Origin of the sequence: Sorangium sp. So ce1014 (assembly GCF_051521505.1) — a bacterium.
GTDB lineage: Bacteria > Myxococcota_A > Polyangia > Polyangiales > Polyangiaceae > Sorangium.
Map to the genome: position 1 here is coordinate 11,714,505 of NZ_CP150356.1, position 17,409 is coordinate 11,731,913.

General features: G+C 72.0%; 14 protein-coding genes. 9 read left to right on the forward strand and 5 right to left on the reverse strand.

The window, feature by feature from the left end; genetic code table 11:
• The first annotated feature begins 163 nt into the window (after window positions 1–163).
• The 3 genes from WME75_RS44125 (at window position 164) to WME75_RS44135 (ending at window position 4,226) form a co-directional block, all read left to right on the forward strand.
• Window positions 164–601 carry a hypothetical protein gene (locus WME75_RS44125; protein ID WP_437484003.1) on the forward strand — a complete coding sequence of 146 codons (438 nt, stop codon included), beginning with the start codon at window positions 164–166 and terminating at the stop codon, window positions 599–601.
• A 552-nt stretch (window positions 602–1,153) separates the two neighbouring features.
• Window positions 1,154–2,833 carry a DUF1592 domain-containing protein gene (locus tag WME75_RS44130; RefSeq protein ID WP_437484005.1) on the forward strand — a complete coding sequence of 560 codons (1,680 nt, stop codon included), beginning with the start codon at window positions 1,154–1,156 and terminating at the stop codon, window positions 2,831–2,833.
• Between the two features lie 46 nt (window positions 2,834–2,879).
• Complete coding sequence (locus tag WME75_RS44135; RefSeq protein WP_437484006.1) at window positions 2,880–4,226, forward strand: DUF1552 domain-containing protein; 1,347 nt, start codon at window positions 2,880–2,882, stop codon at window positions 4,224–4,226.
• A gap of 96 nt (window positions 4,227–4,322) precedes the next feature.
• On the opposite strand, the gene WME75_RS44140 is transcribed toward WME75_RS44135, so the two are convergent.
• Window positions 4,323–5,165 carry a hypothetical protein gene (locus tag WME75_RS44140; RefSeq protein WP_437484009.1) on the reverse strand — a complete coding sequence of 281 codons (843 nt, stop codon included), beginning with the start codon at window positions 5,163–5,165 and terminating at the stop codon, window positions 4,323–4,325.
• A gap of 244 nt (window positions 5,166–5,409) precedes the next feature.
• On the opposite strand from WME75_RS44140, the gene WME75_RS44145 reads away from it, so the two are divergent.
• From WME75_RS44145 to polA, 6 genes are all read left to right on the forward strand, one after another.
• Window positions 5,410–6,150, forward strand: coding sequence for an SDR family oxidoreductase (locus tag WME75_RS44145; protein WP_437484012.1), 741 nt, complete (start codon window positions 5,410–5,412; stop codon window positions 6,148–6,150).
• A gap of 94 nt (window positions 6,151–6,244) precedes the next feature.
• Entirely contained in the window at window positions 6,245–7,786 is a 1,542-nt protein-coding gene (locus tag WME75_RS44150; protein ID WP_437484015.1) for an aminopeptidase P family protein, read from the forward strand.
• Between the two features lie 346 nt (window positions 7,787–8,132).
• Window positions 8,133–10,061: a S8 family peptidase gene (locus WME75_RS44155; protein WP_437484018.1), complete on the forward strand. Its 1,929-nt coding sequence runs from the start codon at window positions 8,133–8,135 to the stop codon at window positions 10,059–10,061.
• Window positions 10,062–10,146: 85 nt separating this feature from the next.
• Entirely contained in the window at window positions 10,147–10,350 is a 204-nt protein-coding gene (locus WME75_RS44160) for a hypothetical protein (RefSeq protein WP_437484020.1), read from the forward strand.
• 19 nt (window positions 10,351–10,369) lie between these two features.
• A complete protein-coding gene (locus WME75_RS44165; RefSeq protein ID WP_437484023.1) occupies window positions 10,370–11,701 on the forward strand; it encodes a carboxypeptidase regulatory-like domain-containing protein in 1,332 nt (443 codons plus the stop codon).
• Window positions 11,702–11,734: 33 nt separating this feature from the next.
• Window positions 11,735–14,437: a DNA polymerase I gene (gene polA / locus WME75_RS44170; RefSeq protein ID WP_437484026.1), complete on the forward strand. Its 2,703-nt coding sequence runs from the start codon at window positions 11,735–11,737 to the stop codon at window positions 14,435–14,437.
• Window positions 14,438–14,598: 161 nt separating this feature from the next.
• Here the strand turns inward: polA and rpsT are convergent, their stop codons facing one another.
• From rpsT to WME75_RS44190, 4 genes are all read right to left on the reverse strand, one after another.
• Entirely contained in the window at window positions 14,599–14,883 is a 285-nt protein-coding gene (rpsT, locus tag WME75_RS44175) for a 30S ribosomal protein S20 (RefSeq protein ID WP_437484028.1), read from the reverse strand.
• A 13-nt stretch (window positions 14,884–14,896) separates the two neighbouring features.
• Entirely contained in the window at window positions 14,897–15,085 is a 189-nt protein-coding gene (locus WME75_RS44180) for a hypothetical protein (RefSeq protein ID WP_437484031.1), read from the reverse strand.
• A gap of 73 nt (window positions 15,086–15,158) precedes the next feature.
• Window positions 15,159–16,703: a hypothetical protein gene (locus WME75_RS44185; RefSeq protein ID WP_437484034.1), complete on the reverse strand. Its 1,545-nt coding sequence runs from the start codon at window positions 16,701–16,703 to the stop codon at window positions 15,159–15,161.
• On the reverse strand, window positions 16,700–17,287 hold the full coding sequence (locus WME75_RS44190) for an RNA polymerase sigma factor (RefSeq protein ID WP_437484037.1): 588 nt from the start codon (window positions 17,285–17,287) through the stop codon (window positions 16,700–16,702). Before WME75_RS44190 ends, WME75_RS44185 begins: the two co-directional genes overlap by 4 nt.
• Window positions 17,288–17,409: the final 122 nt, after the last annotated feature.

Here is a 17,409-nt window from a genome sequence, read left to right on the forward strand (position 1 = left end):
CGCGGGCGGGGCTGCGGCGTGCTCAAGGCAGCGATCCGAGGCGCCAGGGAGGCTGCCGTGTGCGCCCCGGGCGCTGGGGGCCGGGTGGAGAGGAGGCAATGCCCGTCACAGGCGTCGAGATCCCTGTTGTCGGGCAGCGGCCGCTCTGCTGGGATGCCGTGTCGTGCGTGTTCGAGCCGTTACCTTCCTGAGGGCGCTCGTGATCGTGGCCTCCTTGCCCGCGGCGCTCGCTGCCTGCGGCAAGAAGGCGCCGCTCGGGTCTCCGTGCCGCGCTGACGACGACTGCGCCTCCGGCCTCGCCTGCCACCGCGAGCAGTGCCTGCACGAGGGGAGCGCGCGGCGTCTCCGCGAGGAGGAGCAGCGCGCCTCCGGCGACGCCGGCGCGCGGAAGGTCGGCGACCGCATCGAGGTCGAGTGGAAGGGGTCGTACAAGCCGGCGATCGTCACCGGCGTCGTCGCCCGTGGCTCCTACCGGGTCCACTTCGAGGGCTACGACGCGCAGTGGGACGAGGTCGTGACCGAGGCGCGCATCAAGGGAGGCGCGCGGTCGGGCCCGGGGCCGAGGACGGCGATCCCGGCGGCGGGCAGCTCGTCGCGCTGAGCGGCGAAAGGCCCGTTTCAGAGCACGCGCAGCGCGCCGGCCGGGACCGGAGACGGTGCCTCAAGGGCAGCTGAGCTGGTGGTGGCCGGATTTGAACATGAAGGCGGGAAGGCGGGACGAAAAGATCAAGGATCTTCCCGCCTTCATGTGCATCACTCCGGGGCAAACAGGGCCACCCGTGCCGTGGAGCGTACGTCATCGAGTTCTCGCCGAGGCAAGGAGTGATCTTGGATATCGGCTAAGCCCGGTGAGCTGATTTGTACAGCAACGGTAGGATTCGGTCGCCATGCCGACGTGCTGTTCTCTGCCGGGCTCCTCGTGCTCCGCCGCGCGCCGCTGTCTCGACGCGAGCCAGCAGAGTGGCAGCCAGCGATCCGCGCCATGCGGTGATCAGAAGAGCGTGCTATGGGAATGTAGCCCCTGCCCCGAGCTGACGCCGGGGCGCGCACGTTCCGCCTTGCTTCAAAAGTTCGCCTCAGACCACGACGTGGCGCATCGCCGGAATGCCTCGGCGTGCGTCAGGTGCGCTCCACCTGAATGGCTGGTCACTCCATGAGCAAGACAATGCCGCCCGACACCGCTCGATCGGTACCGTTTCACCGGCGTTCCCTCGCGGCGGGCGCATCTGCGATGGCGCTCTTCTGCCTGACGGCGGTTGCCTGTACCGGGCAGCTCGGCGACGGCAGCTCGGACGACGGCACGCCGATCGACCCCGTCACGGGGCAGCCCACAGCGCAAGACTGCAGTGTCGCTCGAACGAGCCCCAGCGTCCTGCGCCGCCTGTCCCGGCTCGAGTACCAGCTGACGCTCCAGGACCTGTTCGAGCTCGCCGAGCCGCCCGTTGTGGACAGTATTCCGGAAGATACCGGTCAGGGCGGATTCCGGACGATCGCCGCCCTCCAGAACGTGTCGGATCAGCACCTTCGGGCCTACCTGGGGACGGCGGAGGCGCTCGGGCAGGAGCTCATGGCCGACGAGGCGCGCCGGGCCTCGGTGCTCGGCTGCGAGCCGGAGGCCTCCGATTGCCTCGAGCGCTTCGTGCAGCGCTTCGGCAAGCTCGCGTATCGAAGGCCCTTGTCCTCCGAGGAGGTGAGCGACCTGGTCGGGCGGGCGAGCGAGGTCGCGCAGGACAGGGCGGACGCGTTTCGCTTCGTCATCGAGGCGCTGCTCACCTCGCCCAGCTTCCTGTTCCGGATCGAGGTCGGCGCGACCGGCGCGGAGACGTCGCCCCTGTCGCCGCTCGAGCTCGCCTCCCGGCTGTCGTTCACGCTGTGGGGTCGGTCCCCGAGCGCAGAGCTCCTGTCGCAGGCAGAGGCCGGCGAGCTCGACACCCCCAAGGGGCTCCTCGCGGTCGCGGAGGAGATGGTCGAAGACGAGCGGACTCCGCGCTTTTACAACGCCTTCTTCAAGCAGTGGCTGACGTTCGAGCAGCTCCGCCCGCCGGCCAACCCGGACGCGTCGACGCCCGCCCTCCTGGGGGACATGATCACCGAGAGCGAGCTCCTCCTCGACGAGCACGCCTTCACCCCGGGCGTCGACTTCTTCGACGCGCTCACCGCGAATCACACGTACATCAGCCCGGCGCTCGCGAAGTTCTATGGCATGGAGGCGCCGGACGACGGCATGACGCGCGTGGAGTTTCCGGACGACCACCACCGGGCGAACACCGGGCTGCTCACGCACGCCAGCCTGATCAGCGCCAAGAACGACGGCGACCTCATCTCCGTGCGCGGCCAGTGGCTCCGGCAGGCCTTTCTCTGCGAGAAGATCCATATCCCCGCCGGGCTCCTCGAGGAGCTGGAGAGCGAGCTCGCCGGGCTGAGCTACCTCGAGGTCGTCAAGAAGCGCAACACCCAGGCGGGGTGCGCCGGCTGCCACGCGCGCATCGATCCGATCGGCGTCGGGTTCGCCCAGTACGACAAGCAGGGGCGATACGACGGGAGCATCGCTATCGACGAGTTCGGGCTCGAGCCGCGCCTCCAGGGCGCAGCCAACGAGTCGTTCGACTCCCTCGCTGCCCTGGCGGCGGAGCTCCGGCAGAGCCCGAAGCTGGCCGCGTGCGTCGCGGAGAAGCTGTTCACGTACACCCAGGGACGCGAGCCGGCGGTCGAGGACCGCTGCGCCATCGACGCCGCCGCGGAGAGCTTCGCGCAGGACGGCAACCGGTTCCGCTCCTTCCTGACCGCCATCGTGCAGTCTCCGGCGTTCCGGCTGCGAAGGGCGCCAGAGTGATGTGCTCGCAACCCGTCCGACCGATGATGGAAGAGGAGTGTCGCCAGTGAAGATCTCGAGAAGAGCTCTGCTCCGCGGCGCCGGCGTCGCGGTCGCCTTGCCGTTCCTCGACGCGATGCGGCCGCAGCGCGCCAGCGCCGCGCCGGCGGATCCGAAGCGCTTCGTGGCCTTCTTCGTTCCCAACGGCACCGACCCCGGCGCGTGGCACCCGCGCACGGCGGGGCCGCTCTCGGCCGAGGGGCTGACGCCGGCCCTCGTGGACATGAAGGGCTTCGCCGCCGAGCGCGAGTGGCCGGCGGGCGATCCCATCTGGAGCGATGTCACGATGGTGTCCGACGTCGACCACCAGGTCATCTGCTCCGAGATCCACAGCCCGGCGATGGCGCTCTGCGCCCACACCGACGGCGGCGGACAGTCCGTCCCGCGCAAGGCCACGCTCGACCAGTACCTGGCCGATCACATCGCGGCCGAGACCCCTTACCGCAGCATCAACGTGTCGCCCACGGGCGACACGGCGGTCACGCAGGGCTTCACCTCGTTCCGGGACGGCGGTCAGGTCGAGGACGCCTTCCGCGACCCGGCCCGCCTGTTCGACACGCTCTTCAGCAACCTGGGCGACCCGAGCGAGGGGATGGACGACATCCGGCGGCGCCGCGCCAGCGTCCTCGACTGGGTGAGAGAGGACGCAAGGCGGCTGAACCAGCGCCTCGGCGCGGCGGACCGGGCGCGCGTGGAGCAGCACCTCGAGTCGGTGTTCGAGCTGGAGAAGCAGATCCAGTCCACGACCCAGTCGAGCTGCACCGTCCCCGGCGAGCCCCCGCGGGGGCTCGACCTGCACGGCAAGTTCAAGCAGATGATCGATCTCGGGCTGCTCGCGCTCACCTGCGACCTGACGCGGGTGCTCGTCCTGCAGTACTCGAACAGCTGGGGCCTCGATTTCGCCGGCTACGATCTGCCCGACGGCGTGGGGGACTGGAGCGACCACTTCATCTCGCACAAGCTCGGCGACCGCGATCGCGCGACCGATCTCGACGGCCTGCCGCAGGCGGAGGCGATGCGCATCGCCAACGCCCGCGTCGTCCAGACCTCGCGGTTCAAGGTGCGCCGCTTCGCCTACCTGCTCAACGCGATGAAGGCCGCCACCACGGCGACAGGCAACCTCCTCGACGAGTCGCTCGTGCTCTACACGTCCGAGAACGGCGACGGCGACTCCCACGGTCGGAAGAACATGCCCATCATGCTGGCCGGACACGTGGGGGGCTTCCAGACAGGCCGCGCCGTCCGCGCGAACAACGCGCCTACCGGCGGGCTCCATTGCTCGATCATCAACTATTTCGGCGTCGAGCTGTCGAAGTACGGCGACCCGGCGAGCGGCCCGATCGCCGGTCTGTGAGCCGCGCGGCCGGCCGATCGACGAGGCGAGCGCAGGCTCGGCGCCGCCGCGCGCCCGCGCTCAGGTGATCTCGAGTGCTCGTCGTGAACCTGCCTGTCAGTCGATCTGCAGGTGGTAGTGCGCGGGCGTCGTCTCCTCGATGACCAGGACGCCCCCGACCTCCGCGGTGCTCTCGAGGAACGCGCGCTTCTCCTTTGGCGACATGGTCCTGTTGCGCACGTCCACGGCGCCTCGGCGCAGGTGCGCAGAGACGTAGATCCCCCGGTCGATCTGGTCCTGGATCACGGCCTCCATGGCGGCGACCACCTGCTCCGGCGGTTTGCCCGAGCGCGCCTTGTACGCCCTCTTGATCTCCAGGATCGCCGCCTTGTTCCGGTAGAGCTTGAGGAGATCCTCGCCGAGCCTGAGCTTCGTGAACATCGCCCTGGCCTGTCGGTTCGCGTCGCGTGTCCCGCTCGTGATCACGAGGTGCTCGCGCGTGCGCCGCGCGTACTCCCGGTCGATCTGCTCGAGCTTCGCGGCGATCTTCGCGGGGAGCATCACGCCCGGCAGCACCTCGTACGGCGGCGGGGTCCACGGCTCCACGGGCACGGCCTTCCCGAGCGCCGTCAGGGGCGGCAGCTGCGCGCGCCGCTCCTCCTCCTCCGACGGCAGCTCGTCGCAGTCGAGCGACGGCGCGCCCGCCGCGGCGGCGCGCGGGGCGGCGCTGGTGGCGGCGACGGCGCGCGGGGGGCTCTGGGCTCGCGGGGCGGCGCTCGCCGGCGCGGCGGCAGCGCCGGTGTCAGGCCCATGGAGGCCGGGCAGGTCGAGGCCGGGCAGATCGATGGACTCGAGCTTCTCCTTGCATCCCGCGCACAGCAGCGCGGCGGCGAGGGCGCACAGGCGCCACGTCAGCTCCCTGGAGCGCTTCTGGGCGGAGCTTCGGCGTGTCGGGGGCATCGGCAAAGCCGGCGCAGCGTGCCACGGGGCGCGTCGCGGGAGAAAAAAACGGCGACAGCGGGCGCGCGCGTCGGAGCACCGAGCCTCAGGAGCCTGCGAGGCGGGTGGGCCAGGAGGGTGCCATGGACGCGGAGCTCGAGAGACCGCGACGTGACCCTCGCCCTCGGGCCGTCCGCTCGCGGCCCTGACCGCTTCGATGCTGTCCCTTCGACGCGCGCGGCGCCACATCGGCTAAACGGCGTCCATGCCCCACGTTCCCTTGATCGGCCGTGTCGCCCTCGTGACCGGCGCCGGTACCCGCATCGGCGCCGCGACCGCCCGCGCGCTCGCAGCCGCGGGGGCCGACCTGGCCGTCCACTACGCCACGAGCGGCGCCGGCGCGGATGCCGTCGTCGACGAGGCGCGCTCGCTCGGCCGGCGCGCCGTCGCGCTCCAGGCGGACCTCTACGATCGCGAGGCGCTCGCCGCGCTGGCCCGTGCGGTGCTCGACTGGTCGTCCGGCCGGCTCGACCTGCTCGTCCACAACGCGGCGAACTTCGATCGGGTCCCGCCGGCCGAGCTCTCCGCTGACGCCTGGGACCGCGCCATGGCGCTCAACGCCACCGCGCCGTACCTGCTCACGCTCGAGCTCGCTTCTGCGCTCCGCGCCTGCCACGGCAGCGTCGTCGCGGTCGTCTGTGTGAGCGCCGAGCGCCCGTGGAGGAACTACATCCCTTATTCGGTCTCCAAGGCCGCGCTCGCCCACCTCGTCCGCGGCCTCGCGGTGGGGCTTTCGCCTGACGTGCGCGTCAACGGCATCGCACCCGGGACGGTCCTGCCGCCCTCTTCCTACGACGAGGACACGCTCGCTCGCCTTCGCGAGCGCATCCCGCTCCGGCGCCTCGGCGAGGCCGAAGACATCGCGCGCGCCGTGGTGTTCCTTGCTGAGAACGACTTCATCACCGGCCAGATCCTCGCGGTCGACGGCGGCGCTTCGGTCGCGTGAGGCGTCGCCTCCCGTAGGGGACGATCCGCGCGGCGGGTCGGGCGCGCGCTTTGGCTTGAACGACCCTGCCCGATCGACCCATAGTTTGAGCCCCATGAGCCACACGCCCGAGACCAGCGCCGCCCCCCTCCAGGCAGATCCTGCCCCCAGCGCGCCCACCGGCAGCGGCCCGACCGAGGCGCCCGCCGCCGCGGTCGCCGGCGCCGAGGCCAAGCCGGCCAGCCACGACTCGACGCTGCCGGAGGCCCTGATCGCGTTCATGCTGGACCGCTGGGCGCCGGCGCCCAGCGAGCTCCCCGAGCCGATCGCGCACGCGGAGGTGTTCGCTGCCCGCCGCCGCGCCCTCTCGAAGCTCTTCCCGGCGGAGACGCTCGTCCTCTCGACGGGGCACGAGAAGGTGCGCGCCAACGACACGCACTACCGCTTTCGCCCCGGCTCGGACTTCTTCTATCTGACGGGCAACCTCGAGCCTGACTGCGTGCTTGTCCTGCAGCCGCAGGAGGGGGGCGGGCACCGGGATATCCTCTTCGTCGAGCCGAACCCCGGGCGCAGCGACAAGACGTTCTTCACCGATCGAGCGAAGGGAGAGCTGTGGGTCGGCCCCCGCCTGGGCGTCGAGCAGAGCCGCGCGCGCTTCGGCGTCGACGAGTGCCGCGGGCTCCCCGAGCTGGACGCGTACCTGAGCGGCCTCGTCGGCACGGTGACGCGTCCGCACCGTGTGCTCCGCGGCATGTCCGAGCGCGTCGACAAGCTCCTCGCCCGGCATGATCGCGACAAGCAGCTCGGCGAGGCGCTCTCGGAGATGCGCCTCCTCAAGGACGCCCTCGAGGTCGAGGAGCTCGAGGCGGTCGTCGCGTCGACGAAGCGGGGCTTCGAGGACGTCATCCGTGCGCTCCCGCGAGGGCGGAGCGAGCGAGAGATCGAGGGCGTCTTCAACCTGCGCGCCCGGGTGGAGGGCAACGACGTCGGCTACGGGACCATCGCCGCGTCGGGCCACCACGCCTGCATCCTGCACTGGACGAGGAACGACGGCGCGCTCGAGCCGGGCAAGCTCCTTCTGCTCGACGCCGGCGTCGAGGGGAACGCGCTCTACACCGCCGACATCACCCGGACGTTGCCGATCAACGGGAAGTTTTCCCCGGAGCAGCGCGCGATCTACGAGCTCGTGCTCGAGGCGCAGGAGGCGGCGATCAACGAGGTGAAGCCGGGAAACGACTTCATGGAGCCGAACCGCGCGGCGATGCGGGCGCTCGCCCGGGGGCTCGAGCGGCTCGGCATCCTGAGCGTCTCGGCCGAGGAGGCGCTCAAGGAAGACAAGCAGTTCTACCGCCGGTACTCGCTCCACAACGTGAGCCACATGCTGGGCCTCGACGTGCACGACTGCGCGCAGGCGCGGCAGCAGGTCTACAAGTTCGGCAAGCTCAGGCCGGGCATGGTGCTCACGGTGGAGCCTGGCCTGTACTTCCAGATCGATGACGAGACGGTCCCGGCCCGCTATCGCGGCATCGGCGTGCGCATCGAGGACGATATCCTCGTCACGGAGACCGGATATCGGAACCTGTCGATCGATATCCCGCGGACCGTGAGCGACGTGGAAGCGTGGATGGCCGGCCTGTGGGCGGCGGCGGCGAGGTGATGTGATGTGATGTGAGCCGCAGGGGGGCCGGGCGGGGATTTCGCCGACGCAGGGGAGCCGCAGGGGGAGGGGAGAGCGCGCTGGAGACAGCGGGCGCGGGCAATCGGGCTCGTCAGAAAGCCTGGGGCACGGCGGCGGTGTGGGAGGTTGTCGGCGGGATGTCCTGGGGTCCAGGAACTCCGCGATCGCGAGGGGCCCTGCACCGCTTGCAGACGCTGCGACCGCGTTCCGCAGCGGGCATGCGGGCGCGACGAGCGCGATCCGTCGGCGCCACGCGCGGTACGTTGACGCCAGAGCGATGGCTGCTCGGGGATAGCGGCGCTACGCTGCCGAGGAGGAGATCCCTATGCACAAGTCTCGCCTTCAGCGTGGGTCAGGGACCGCCATTCACCCAGGCGGACGCGCGCTCGCGACGTCGTTGCTCGCAGCAGCGGCGCTGGTCGCCGTAGCCGGCGCGGCCAGGGCCGACGGAACGGACGGCCGAGGCGCCGGGGTCGCGCTCGCGGCGCGCTCTCCGGGGATGCTCGAGCCCCGCCTCCCTGGGTACGCCAACCCCGCGCTGCCCGTCGATGTCGATCGCTCGAACGGCTTCGATCTCCTGAGCGAGCCGGTCGCGACCGCGGGCGAGCCGCTGCACGGCCTGGCCTCCGAGCTCGACGAGACGAGCTACGACATCCCGGGGCAGATCGTCGTCGACGCGCGCGACGATCTCGACGACAGCGCGCTCGAGGCGCTCGTGCGCGACTTCTCGCTGAGCGTCATGCCGACCGCGCTCGCCTCGGAGACCCGGATCCAGATCGCCACCGTGGATGGCCCGGTCAGCGCGGCGCTGCAGCGGCTCGCACAGGATCCGCGCGTGGAGGTGGCCGAGCCGCTCGCCTGGGTGCGCGCCTCGTTCGTCGCGAACGATCCGCTGCTGAAGGACCAGTGGCACATGGCGCGCGTGGGCGCCGAGCGCGCATGGGACTTCGCCACCGGCCGCGGGGTCACCGTCGCCGTGGTCGACACCGGCATCGCGTGCGAGACGCACGGGCCGTTCACCAAGGGCACCGACCTGGCCTCGACCGAGTGCGTCGAGGGATGGAACTTCGTCAACAAGACGATCCACGCGAACGACGACCAGGGCCACGGCACGCACGTGGCGGGCACGATCGCGCAGTCGACCCACAACGGCCTCGGGGCCGTGGGGCTCGCGTTTCACGCGCGGCTCATGCCGGTCAAGGTGCTGAACGAGAGCGGCTGGGGCACGACCGCCGACGTGGCCGACGGCATCCGGTGGGCGGCCGAGCACGGCGCCCACGTCATCAACCTGAGCCTCGGCGGGCCGCGCAACTCGAAGGTCCTCCAGAGCGCGATCGACTACGCGGTCTCGCGCGGCACGGTCGTCGTCGCGGCGGCCGGCAACACCGGCGGGCGCGTGCAGTTCCCCGGCGCCTCCGACGGCGTCATCGGCGTGAGCGCCACCGACGCGAACGACAAGATCGCGCGGTTCTCCTCGCGCGGCCAGGGCGTCGACGTCGCGGCGCCCGGGGTGAACGTCACCCAGCAGACCATCTGCAACCGCGGGCGCGACAAGTGCGAGGGCTACCCGGTGTACAGCGGCACCTCGATGGCCGCGCCCCACGTGGCCGGCGCGGCGGCGCTGCTCGTGAGCCTCGGCGTGTCGGACCCGCGCGCGGTCGAGGACGCGCTCCGCTCAGGTGCGCGCAGCGTCGACGACTCCGACAGCGGCAAGCTCCTCTACGGGGCCGGCATCCTCGACGCCGCGAGCTCGGTCGTGCGCGTCACGCAGAGCCACATCGTCGTGCGGCTGCTCGCGCTGCTCGTGCTCGCGATGTGGGTCAGCCGCCGCGCCCGCAAGAAGGAGGCGAACGCCACGAGCCCGTGGCAGGCGAGCTTCCTCCTCCCGGCGCTCGCGGCGGGGCCGGGGCTGTTCTTCTTCGCGCCGTGGCTCCTGCCGCGCGTGGACCTCGCCGTCGACGTGCTGGCCCGGCCGATCGCCGACCTGGACCTGCTGATCGGCGCCTCGGTCCACCGCTGGCTGCCGCTCGCCAACGCGCTCATCCCGCTCGGCCTCACCTCGATCTTCTTCGGCGTGAAGAAGCTCCGGCCGGCGATCGCGGGCATCGCCGTCGGTACGGCGGCCTACCTCACGTCGGTCGTCGTGCTCGGTGAGGTCGCCGGCCCCCTTGGCCGGATGGCCCTGGTCGTCTGGTGCGCGGCCAACGCCGCAGCCTGCCTCTGGATCGCCCGGACGAACCTCTCCGCGCGCTGAGCCGGCGCTCCCCGCGCTCGCTCGTGGCCGGGCCAGGAGCCCGGCCGTTATGACCTCCCCAGCAAAACGAGCTAGGATGCCGGCCATGCGGCCCGGCACCTTGCTCCTACCTTTTGCGCTGCTCCTCGGGGCGTGCGGCGGCTCCTCCAGCGAGACGCCGTGGCCCGCCGAGCCGGAGAGCCCCGCGCTCGGCCCCACCGACGAGGCGGCGATCGCGCCGGTCGACGGGCGCGAGACCCCCGAAGGCGTGGACGAGGGCTCGGCCGGCCAGGCCGACGCCGGCCGCTGAACCGGCGGCGGAGGACGGCATGTGGGACAGCCGGACGGCGGGCACGCAGCGAAGGGCCTGGCTCTCCGCGGCCCTGCTGTCCGTGGCGCTGCTTGTCGCGCCGCTCCTCTTCTGGCTGCTCGTGCCGCACCCCGACCCCGTGATGGCAGCGCGGCGCGAGCCCGCGACGGCGCTGCTCCCTCCGCCGCAGCCGGAGCTCGCGGAGCCGCGCGAGGTCGAGGTCGAGGCGCCGCCGCCGGCGCCGCCGCCGCCGCGCGAGACGACGGCCGCGCGCGCTGAGCCGGTCCGCGGCGTGGTCCTCGATTCGGAGGGCCGCCCCAGCGCCGGCGCCGTGGTCAGCTGCCGCGATGAGCCGGGCGTGTCGGCGAGCGCTGACGCCGAGGGGCGCTTCGAGCTGCCGCCCGAGGCCGACGGCTGCACCGCGACCGCGGCGCAGCCTCCGTTCGGCGAGGGCGAGCCCACGCGCCTCGCCGCGGGCCGCGACAACGTCCTCCACCTGAGCGCCGCGGGGGGGATCGCGGGCGAGGTCGTGGATCAGTCGGGCAGGCCCATCGAGGCGTACCTCCTGGCGATCGAGTCGTTCCAGCCGGCCGGGTCCGGCGCGCGCGGGAGCGTCGATGGCCGCGCGCGCAAGGTGTCCGATCCGGGCGGCGCGTTCCGGTTGGACGAGCTCGCGCCGGGCCGCTACGTGCTGACGGTGAGCGCGGCCGGCCGCCCGCCGACGCGGAGCGCGGCCGTCGACGTCGAGGCGGGCCGCACCGCCGACCGCGTGAGGATCGTGCTGCCGCAGGGCGCGACGCTGAGGGGCAGGGTCGTCGACGCCGCGTCGCGCGCCCCGGTCGTCGAGGCCCAGGTCGAGCTCGACTCCGTGACCTCGTCTGGCGCGAACGCGATCTCGCTCTCGCTCACCGACTCGAACGGCGACTACGAGCTCCAGGGCGTGCCCGCGAGCGGCCCGTTCTCGGTGCGCGTGCGCCACGAGGAGTACATGGCCAAGATCGTGTCCGGCCTCGACGCGCGCGGCGCGGGCTCGGTGCGGACCGACATCGAGCTCCGCATGCTGGACGACGGCGGATCGCGCGAGGAGCTCACGGGCATCGGCGCGATGCTCTCGGTCTCGTCGAGCGGCGTCACGATCGCGGGCCTCATCGAGGGCGGGCCCGCGGTGTCTGCCGGGCTCGCGCAAGGCGACGTCATCGTCCGCATCGACGGCGAGAACGCGAGGGAGCTCCCGCTCGCCGACTGCATCCAGCGCCTCCGCGGCCCGGCGGGGACGCGCGTCACCGTCGGCGTCGAGCGCGAGGGGCGCGTCCTCGATGTGACAATGCGGCGCGACATCGTGGTTCGATGAACGGCCGCGCGCCGAGGTGCTAAGGGTCGATCCATGTCCATGCGCCCTACCGCGCTTCCCCCGGCCGGAGCTCCGGACGTCCTCTACCTGATCGACCTCTCGGGCTACGTCTTCCGCGCCTACCACGCGATCAGCCCGCTCTCGAGCCCGAGCGGCGAACCGACTCATGCGACGTACGGCACCGTCGCGATGCTCTCGAAGCTCGTGGACGAGCGCAAGCCCGCGTACCTCGGCGTGGCGATGGACTCCCCGGGCAAGACGTTCCGCGACGATCTCGACCCCCGCTACAAGGCCCACCGGCCTCCGCCGCCGCCCGATCTCGGGGTGCAGATGAGCCGGTGCCGGGAGATCGTCGAGGCGTACCGCATCCCGATCTTCATCCAGGAGGGGCTCGAGGCGGACGATCTCGTGGCCGTCACCGTCGCGCGCGCCAAGGAGCGGGGGCTGCGCGTGGTCATCGCGTCGAGCGACAAGGATCTCATGCAGCTCGTCGACGACGAGCGGGTGATGCTCTGGGACGCGATGCGCGACAAGGTCTACGGCCACCCCGAGGTCGTCGCGAAGTTCGGGGTGCCGCCGGAGCAGGTGCGCGACCTGCTCGCCCTCGTCGGCGACAGCTCGGACAACGTGCCCGGCGTGCCCGGCGTGGGCCTGAAGACGGCGGCCGAGCTGCTCGCGCAGTTCGGCTCGCTCTCCTCGATTTACGCCCGCCTGGACGAGGTCAAGAAGCCCCGCATCCGCGACTCGCTCAAGCTGCACGAGGCCGAGGCGCTCCTGTCGCAGAAGCTCGTGACGCTCGACGGCAGCGCGCCCGTCTCGCTCGATCTGGAGACGCTGCGCTATGGCGGCGCGGACACCGGCAGGCTCAGGGAGCTCTTCACCGAGCTCGGCTTCTCGCGCTTCCTGAAGGCCGTCGGCGCGCCCGAGCCCACCGCGCGCGCGGCGACCTACCGGGTCATCGCGACGCGCGAGGAGCTCGAGGGCTTCGCCAGGTCCGCGCGCGCGGCCGGGCGCCTCGCGATCGACGTGCACGCCACGAGCCGCGAGCCGATGAGCGCCCACGTCTGCGGCATCGCGCTCGCCTGCGAGCCGGGGCAGGCCGTCTACGTCCCGCTGGGCCATCGCTACCTCGGCGCGCCGGCCCAGCTCGCGATGAGCGACATCGACGCGGTGCTCGGCCCGCTGCTCGCCGACCCCGAGCTCCCGAAGGTGGGCCACGACGTCAAGTACTGCGAGGTGATCCTGCTGCGGCACCGCATCGGGCTCCTGGGCGTCGCCTTCGACACGATGCTGGCGAGCTACCTGCTCGATCCCGAGGGGAAGAACCAGCTCCACGAGCTCGCCGAGCGCGAGCTCGGCGCCAAGATGCAGACCCTCGACGAGGTGGCCCCGAAGCGCCGCGGGCAGGCGCAGCGCGCCCTCGACGAGATCGAGCTCGGCGAGGCCTCGACCTACGGGGCGGCGTTCGCCGACGTCGCGCTCTCGCTCACCGACCGGCTGCGCCCACGGCTCCGCGCCGAGCGGCTCGAGGATCTGCTCATGCAGATCGAGCTGCCCCTCTCCGCGGTGCTCGCGGAGATGGAGCTCACGGGCGTCCTGGTCGACCCGCAGGCGCTCGCGCAGCTCGGCGCGAAGATGACGACCGAGCTCGCGGCGCTGGAGCAGAAGGCGCGCGAGATGGTGGGGCACGACATCAACCTGGCGTCGCCGAAGCAGCTCGAGGCGGTGCTGTTCGACGAGCTCAAGCTGCGCTCCCAGCGCAAGACCAAGACCGGCCGCTCGACCGACGCCGACGTGCTCGAGACGCTCTCGGAGGACCACCCGTTCCCCGGCGTGGTGCTCGAGCACCGCGTCATCGCGAAGCTCAAGGGCACGTATGTCGACGCGCTGCCGCGCCTCGTGCACCCGAGCACGGGCCGGATCCACACGCGCTGGAGCCAGGCCGTGGCCGCGACCGGGCGGCTCTCGTCGCAGGATCCGAACCTGCAGAACATCCCGATCCGCACGGAGCTCGGGCGGATGATCCGGCGCGCGTTCATCGCGCCGCCGGGGAGCGTGATCGTGAGCGCCGACTACTCCCAGATCGAGCTGCGCGTGCTCGCGCACCTGTCGAAGGATCCGGTGCTCGTCGACGCGTTCCGCACCGGGCAGGACGTGCACGTGCGCACCGCGATGGAGATCTTCGGCGTGGACGAGGCGGGGGTCACGGACGAGATGCGCCGCCGGAGCAAGACCATCAACTTCGGCGTGATCTACGGGATGGGCGAGTCGGCGCTCGCGAAGCGCCTCGACATCTCGCGCGCGGAGGCGGCGCGCTTCATCGACGCCTACTTTGCGCGCTACCGCGGCGTGCACGAGTTCATGGAGCGGACGATGGCCGAGGCGAAGCGCTCCGAGTCGGTGCGCACGCTGCTCGGCCGGCGCCGGTTGCTCCCGGATCTGCGCAGCAGCGACCGCATGCGCCGCGCCCAGGCCGAGCGCATCGCGCAGAACACCCCCATCCAGGGGACGGCGGCGGATCTCTTGAAGCTCGCGATGGTGCGCGTCCCGCGCCCCGTGGTCCCCGGCGCGCGCATGGTGCTCACGGTGCACGACGAGCTCGCGTTCGAGGTGCCGGCCGAGGCGGTGGACGAGGCGAAGGCCAGGGTGCGGGAGGCCATGGAGTCGGTCTTCCCGCTCGACGTGCCGCTCGTCGTCGACATCGACCACGGCCCGACCTGGGCCGACGCCCACTGACGCTCGCGACCGCTGGGCCGCCGCCACGGTGCGCCGCGATGAGCAGGCCTGCGGCGGCACCACGGCGCCGGCCGCGGCATCACGGCGATGAGGGGAGACAAAACGACGACGCCCGCTTCACCTTGCGGTGGAGCGGGGCGTACGTGCGGAGAGGTTGTTGCTCAGCTCGCGGCGGTCTTGGCGGCGACGCTCGCCTTGTGAAGGGCGAGGGCCAGGCGGCTCTTCACGCGCGACGCGCGCTTCGCGGGGATCGCCCCCTTCGACGCGGCGCGATCGAGCGCGCTCTCCGCGGCGGTGACCGGCGCGGTGGACTCCTGCGAGACGCCCTTCAGCGCGGTGCGCGCCTTCTTGACGACCGTGCGGAGCTCCGACTTGATGGCGCGGTTGCGCGCGGTCCTGGTGATGCGCTGGCGATTGCGCTTTTCGGCGGATGCGTGATTGGCCATGAGAAAAGCTCTCCTACTTCTTCGCCTGCGCCTCGGTGGGCGTGGCAGCGCGCAGGGCGTCCGGCGCGTTCTGATCGTAACCCGCCGGATGGATCGGGAACTTGGGGGTGCCGTGCGCGCGCTCGAAGCGCTTGCGGACGGTGCCCGCAGTGCGCGCCTTGCGTCGACGGATGCGCTGGGTTTGCTGGGTCGCGGAAACCATGGGGGCGCGCATTCTACCTGCGGGCCCCCTCATGTCAACCGGGAGGTTTGTCCTCCCTGGGCTATGGCCTGGGCTAGGGCCGGATCGTGGCGCTCACCGCGAACGACGGCTTCGAGAACGGGCCGACGTTCGCGCCCTTGAGCGCCGCCTGCACGCAGCTCGACTGGCCGTTCGCCGCCGCCCAGCCGCTGACGCTGACCTTGCTCACCTGGCCTGTCGACGAGAACGTGATCTGCGCGCGCGACACGTCGTCCGCGCCCGCCACGCATGCCCTCGCGTTGCCCATGACCGAGCCGAGCGCGGCCTGCACCGAGCCCTGCGACGGCTGCTCGGGGATGTTCTGCTGCCGGAGCGAGCCCGAGGCCGGCACCGGCGCCTCCGATACCACCGACGGCTGCTTCTCGCCGTCGTTGCCCACGGCGGCCTGCATGGCGGAAGGCAGATCCCCCGGCTTGCCAGGCGCTGTCGGCGCCGCTGCCACCTTTCCCTGCTCCGGCTTCGGCGCGGCGGCGGGCGAGGCAGGCGCTGCGGGCGCCGCCGCGCCGGCGCCGACCGGTGCTGCTGGCGCCTTGGGCGCCGCGGCCAGCTTCTCCGCCGCTTCCACGGGCTGCGGCTCGGGCTGCGCGTTTTCTACCGGCGCGGCGGGCGCGGCGGCGACCGGGGCAGCGGGCTGTGCCGGCCGCTCCTCGCGCGGCGCGGCAGGCGCCAGGACGGCGGGCGGCGCTGCCGCCGTATCCTGCGGCGACGGCGCCCTCGTCTTCACCACGACCGTCACCGCCGCGGCCAAGCCCAGGGCCGCGAGGGCCGCGCCGGCGATCATCCCGCCGGACCGCTTCTTCGCAGGAGCCTCGGCAACGGGCGCGGACGGGGCGCGCGGCTTCCTCACCGACACCGCCGCGACCGCGGCCGGCTTCTCGTCCTCGTCGAGCAGGTCGGCCGTAACGGGCTGCGCCCTCTCGGCTGCCTCCACCTGCTCCGGGGGCACCGACGCGCTGAGCCGGTTGAGATCGATGACGCCGGAGTCCTCGGTCACCCCTTCGGCCGGCCGCAACGAAGGCGACGACGCGCGCAGGGCGCCGGCGAGCGAGCCGCGCCCCGGAGGCATCGAGCCACGTCCCGAGGACGGCAGCGGCGTGGACAGCGGGCCGCGCCCGGACGGCACCGGCGTGGACAGCGGGCCGCGCCCGGACGGCAGCGGTGTCGAGTGCGCCGGGTTGCTCCCGGAAACGCCGCTCATGCGACCCGGCGCCTGGCTGGCGCGCTCGGCGATCTCCTTCAGCGACGGACGTTTCTTCTCCGGGGGCCGTGAAGCGCTGCCGCCCGACAGGCGCGCTTCAGCCTTCGAGGCCCTGCCTGTGTCTGATCCGTCCGCCATGGTACTGCGCTCTCCTGCTGCGCGTACTTCGCGCAGAATGTCCCCCGTCTGCTCCTCGCCTGGCTCTGCGGCGAGGTCCGGGGCTGCGAGGAGGTCGGCCACCGCCGCCGTGTCCTCCGATCGCCGGGACAGGGCGACCTCGACGATGCGAGCTGCCCGCGTCTCCCACGCCGCCTCGTCGACGGCGGGGGCAGGCCAATCGTTGAGCATCCGATCGAGGTCGAGCTTGCTGGTGACGTTCATTCGGCGTCCCCTCCGAAACCGCGCTCCGCGAGGTAGACGCGGAGTTTGCGGCGCGCCTCGTGGACGCGCCAGGCAACTGTTCCCTCTGGACAGCCCAGGATCCTGGACGCGTCCTCGTGGGGCACGCCGTCGATGCACACGAGGATGAGCGTCGTCCGCAGCGTGTCCGACAGCGTTTCGATGCCGTCGCAGAGCGCGGCCGCGAGCTCGCGCTGCTGGGTCGTCGCGGCCGGATCGACGCCGTGGCTCGGGCGCGTTTCGAGCAGCAGCGCCTCGATCCGCGGATCGTCCGCGGGGGTCGAGTTTCTGCTCGGCTTGCGAGCCCGGATCATGTTGAGCGAGAGGTTCACGGCGATCCGGTAGAGCCAGGTGAAGGGCTCGCTCCGCCCGTCGAACCGATCGAGCGCCTGGTAGGCCCGGACGAAGGTTTCCTGGGTCACGTCCTCTGCCTCCGCGCCCGAGCGGACGAGGTGGAACGCCAGCCGGAAGATGCGCTTCTGATGTCGACGCACCAGCGCCCCGAACGCCTGGGCATCCCCGCCCCGGGCTTGATCGACGAGCTCACGATCGCTGATCTTGGCCATCCTAGCCGCCTCGGGATGCGAATTGTCTCCCGCGCACGGACGACAGCGCTGCCGCGGACAGCTCTTCGCGACGGCCGCTGACCGTCTCGACGAGAGAAGCCCCTCGCGGCGAGCCCTGCTTC

Excerpts from the sequence above, each read along its gene's own strand:
- WME75_RS44155 (WP_437484018.1), top strand. The coding sequence starts at position 8,133 with ATGCACAAGTCTCGCCTTCAGCGTGGGTCAGGGACCGCCATTCACCCA.
- WME75_RS44180 (WP_437484031.1), bottom strand. The coding sequence starts at position 15,085 with ATGGTTTCCGCGACCCAGCAAACCCAGCGCATCCGTCGACGCAAGGCG.
- WME75_RS44185 (WP_437484034.1), bottom strand. The coding sequence starts at position 16,703 with ATGAACGTCACCAGCAAGCTCGACCTCGATCGGATGCTCAACGATTGG.
- WME75_RS44160 (WP_437484020.1), top strand. The coding sequence starts at position 10,147 with ATGCGGCCCGGCACCTTGCTCCTACCTTTTGCGCTGCTCCTCGGGGCG.
- WME75_RS44140 (WP_437484009.1), bottom strand. The coding sequence starts at position 5,165 with ATGCCCCCGACACGCCGAAGCTCCGCCCAGAAGCGCTCCAGGGAGCTG.
- WME75_RS44190 (WP_437484037.1), bottom strand. The coding sequence starts at position 17,287 with ATGGCCAAGATCAGCGATCGTGAGCTCGTCGATCAAGCCCGGGGCGGG.
- rpsT (WP_437484028.1), bottom strand. The coding sequence starts at position 14,883 with ATGGCCAATCACGCATCCGCCGAAAAGCGCAATCGCCAGCGCATCACC.
- polA (WP_437484026.1), top strand. The coding sequence starts at position 11,735 with ATGTCCATGCGCCCTACCGCGCTTCCCCCGGCCGGAGCTCCGGACGTC.
- WME75_RS44145 (WP_437484012.1), top strand. The coding sequence starts at position 5,410 with ATGCCCCACGTTCCCTTGATCGGCCGTGTCGCCCTCGTGACCGGCGCC.
- WME75_RS44130 (WP_437484005.1), top strand. The coding sequence starts at position 1,154 with ATGAGCAAGACAATGCCGCCCGACACCGCTCGATCGGTACCGTTTCAC.
- WME75_RS44150 (WP_437484015.1), top strand. The coding sequence starts at position 6,245 with ATGAGCCACACGCCCGAGACCAGCGCCGCCCCCCTCCAGGCAGATCCT.
- WME75_RS44165 (WP_437484023.1), top strand. The coding sequence starts at position 10,370 with ATGTGGGACAGCCGGACGGCGGGCACGCAGCGAAGGGCCTGGCTCTCC.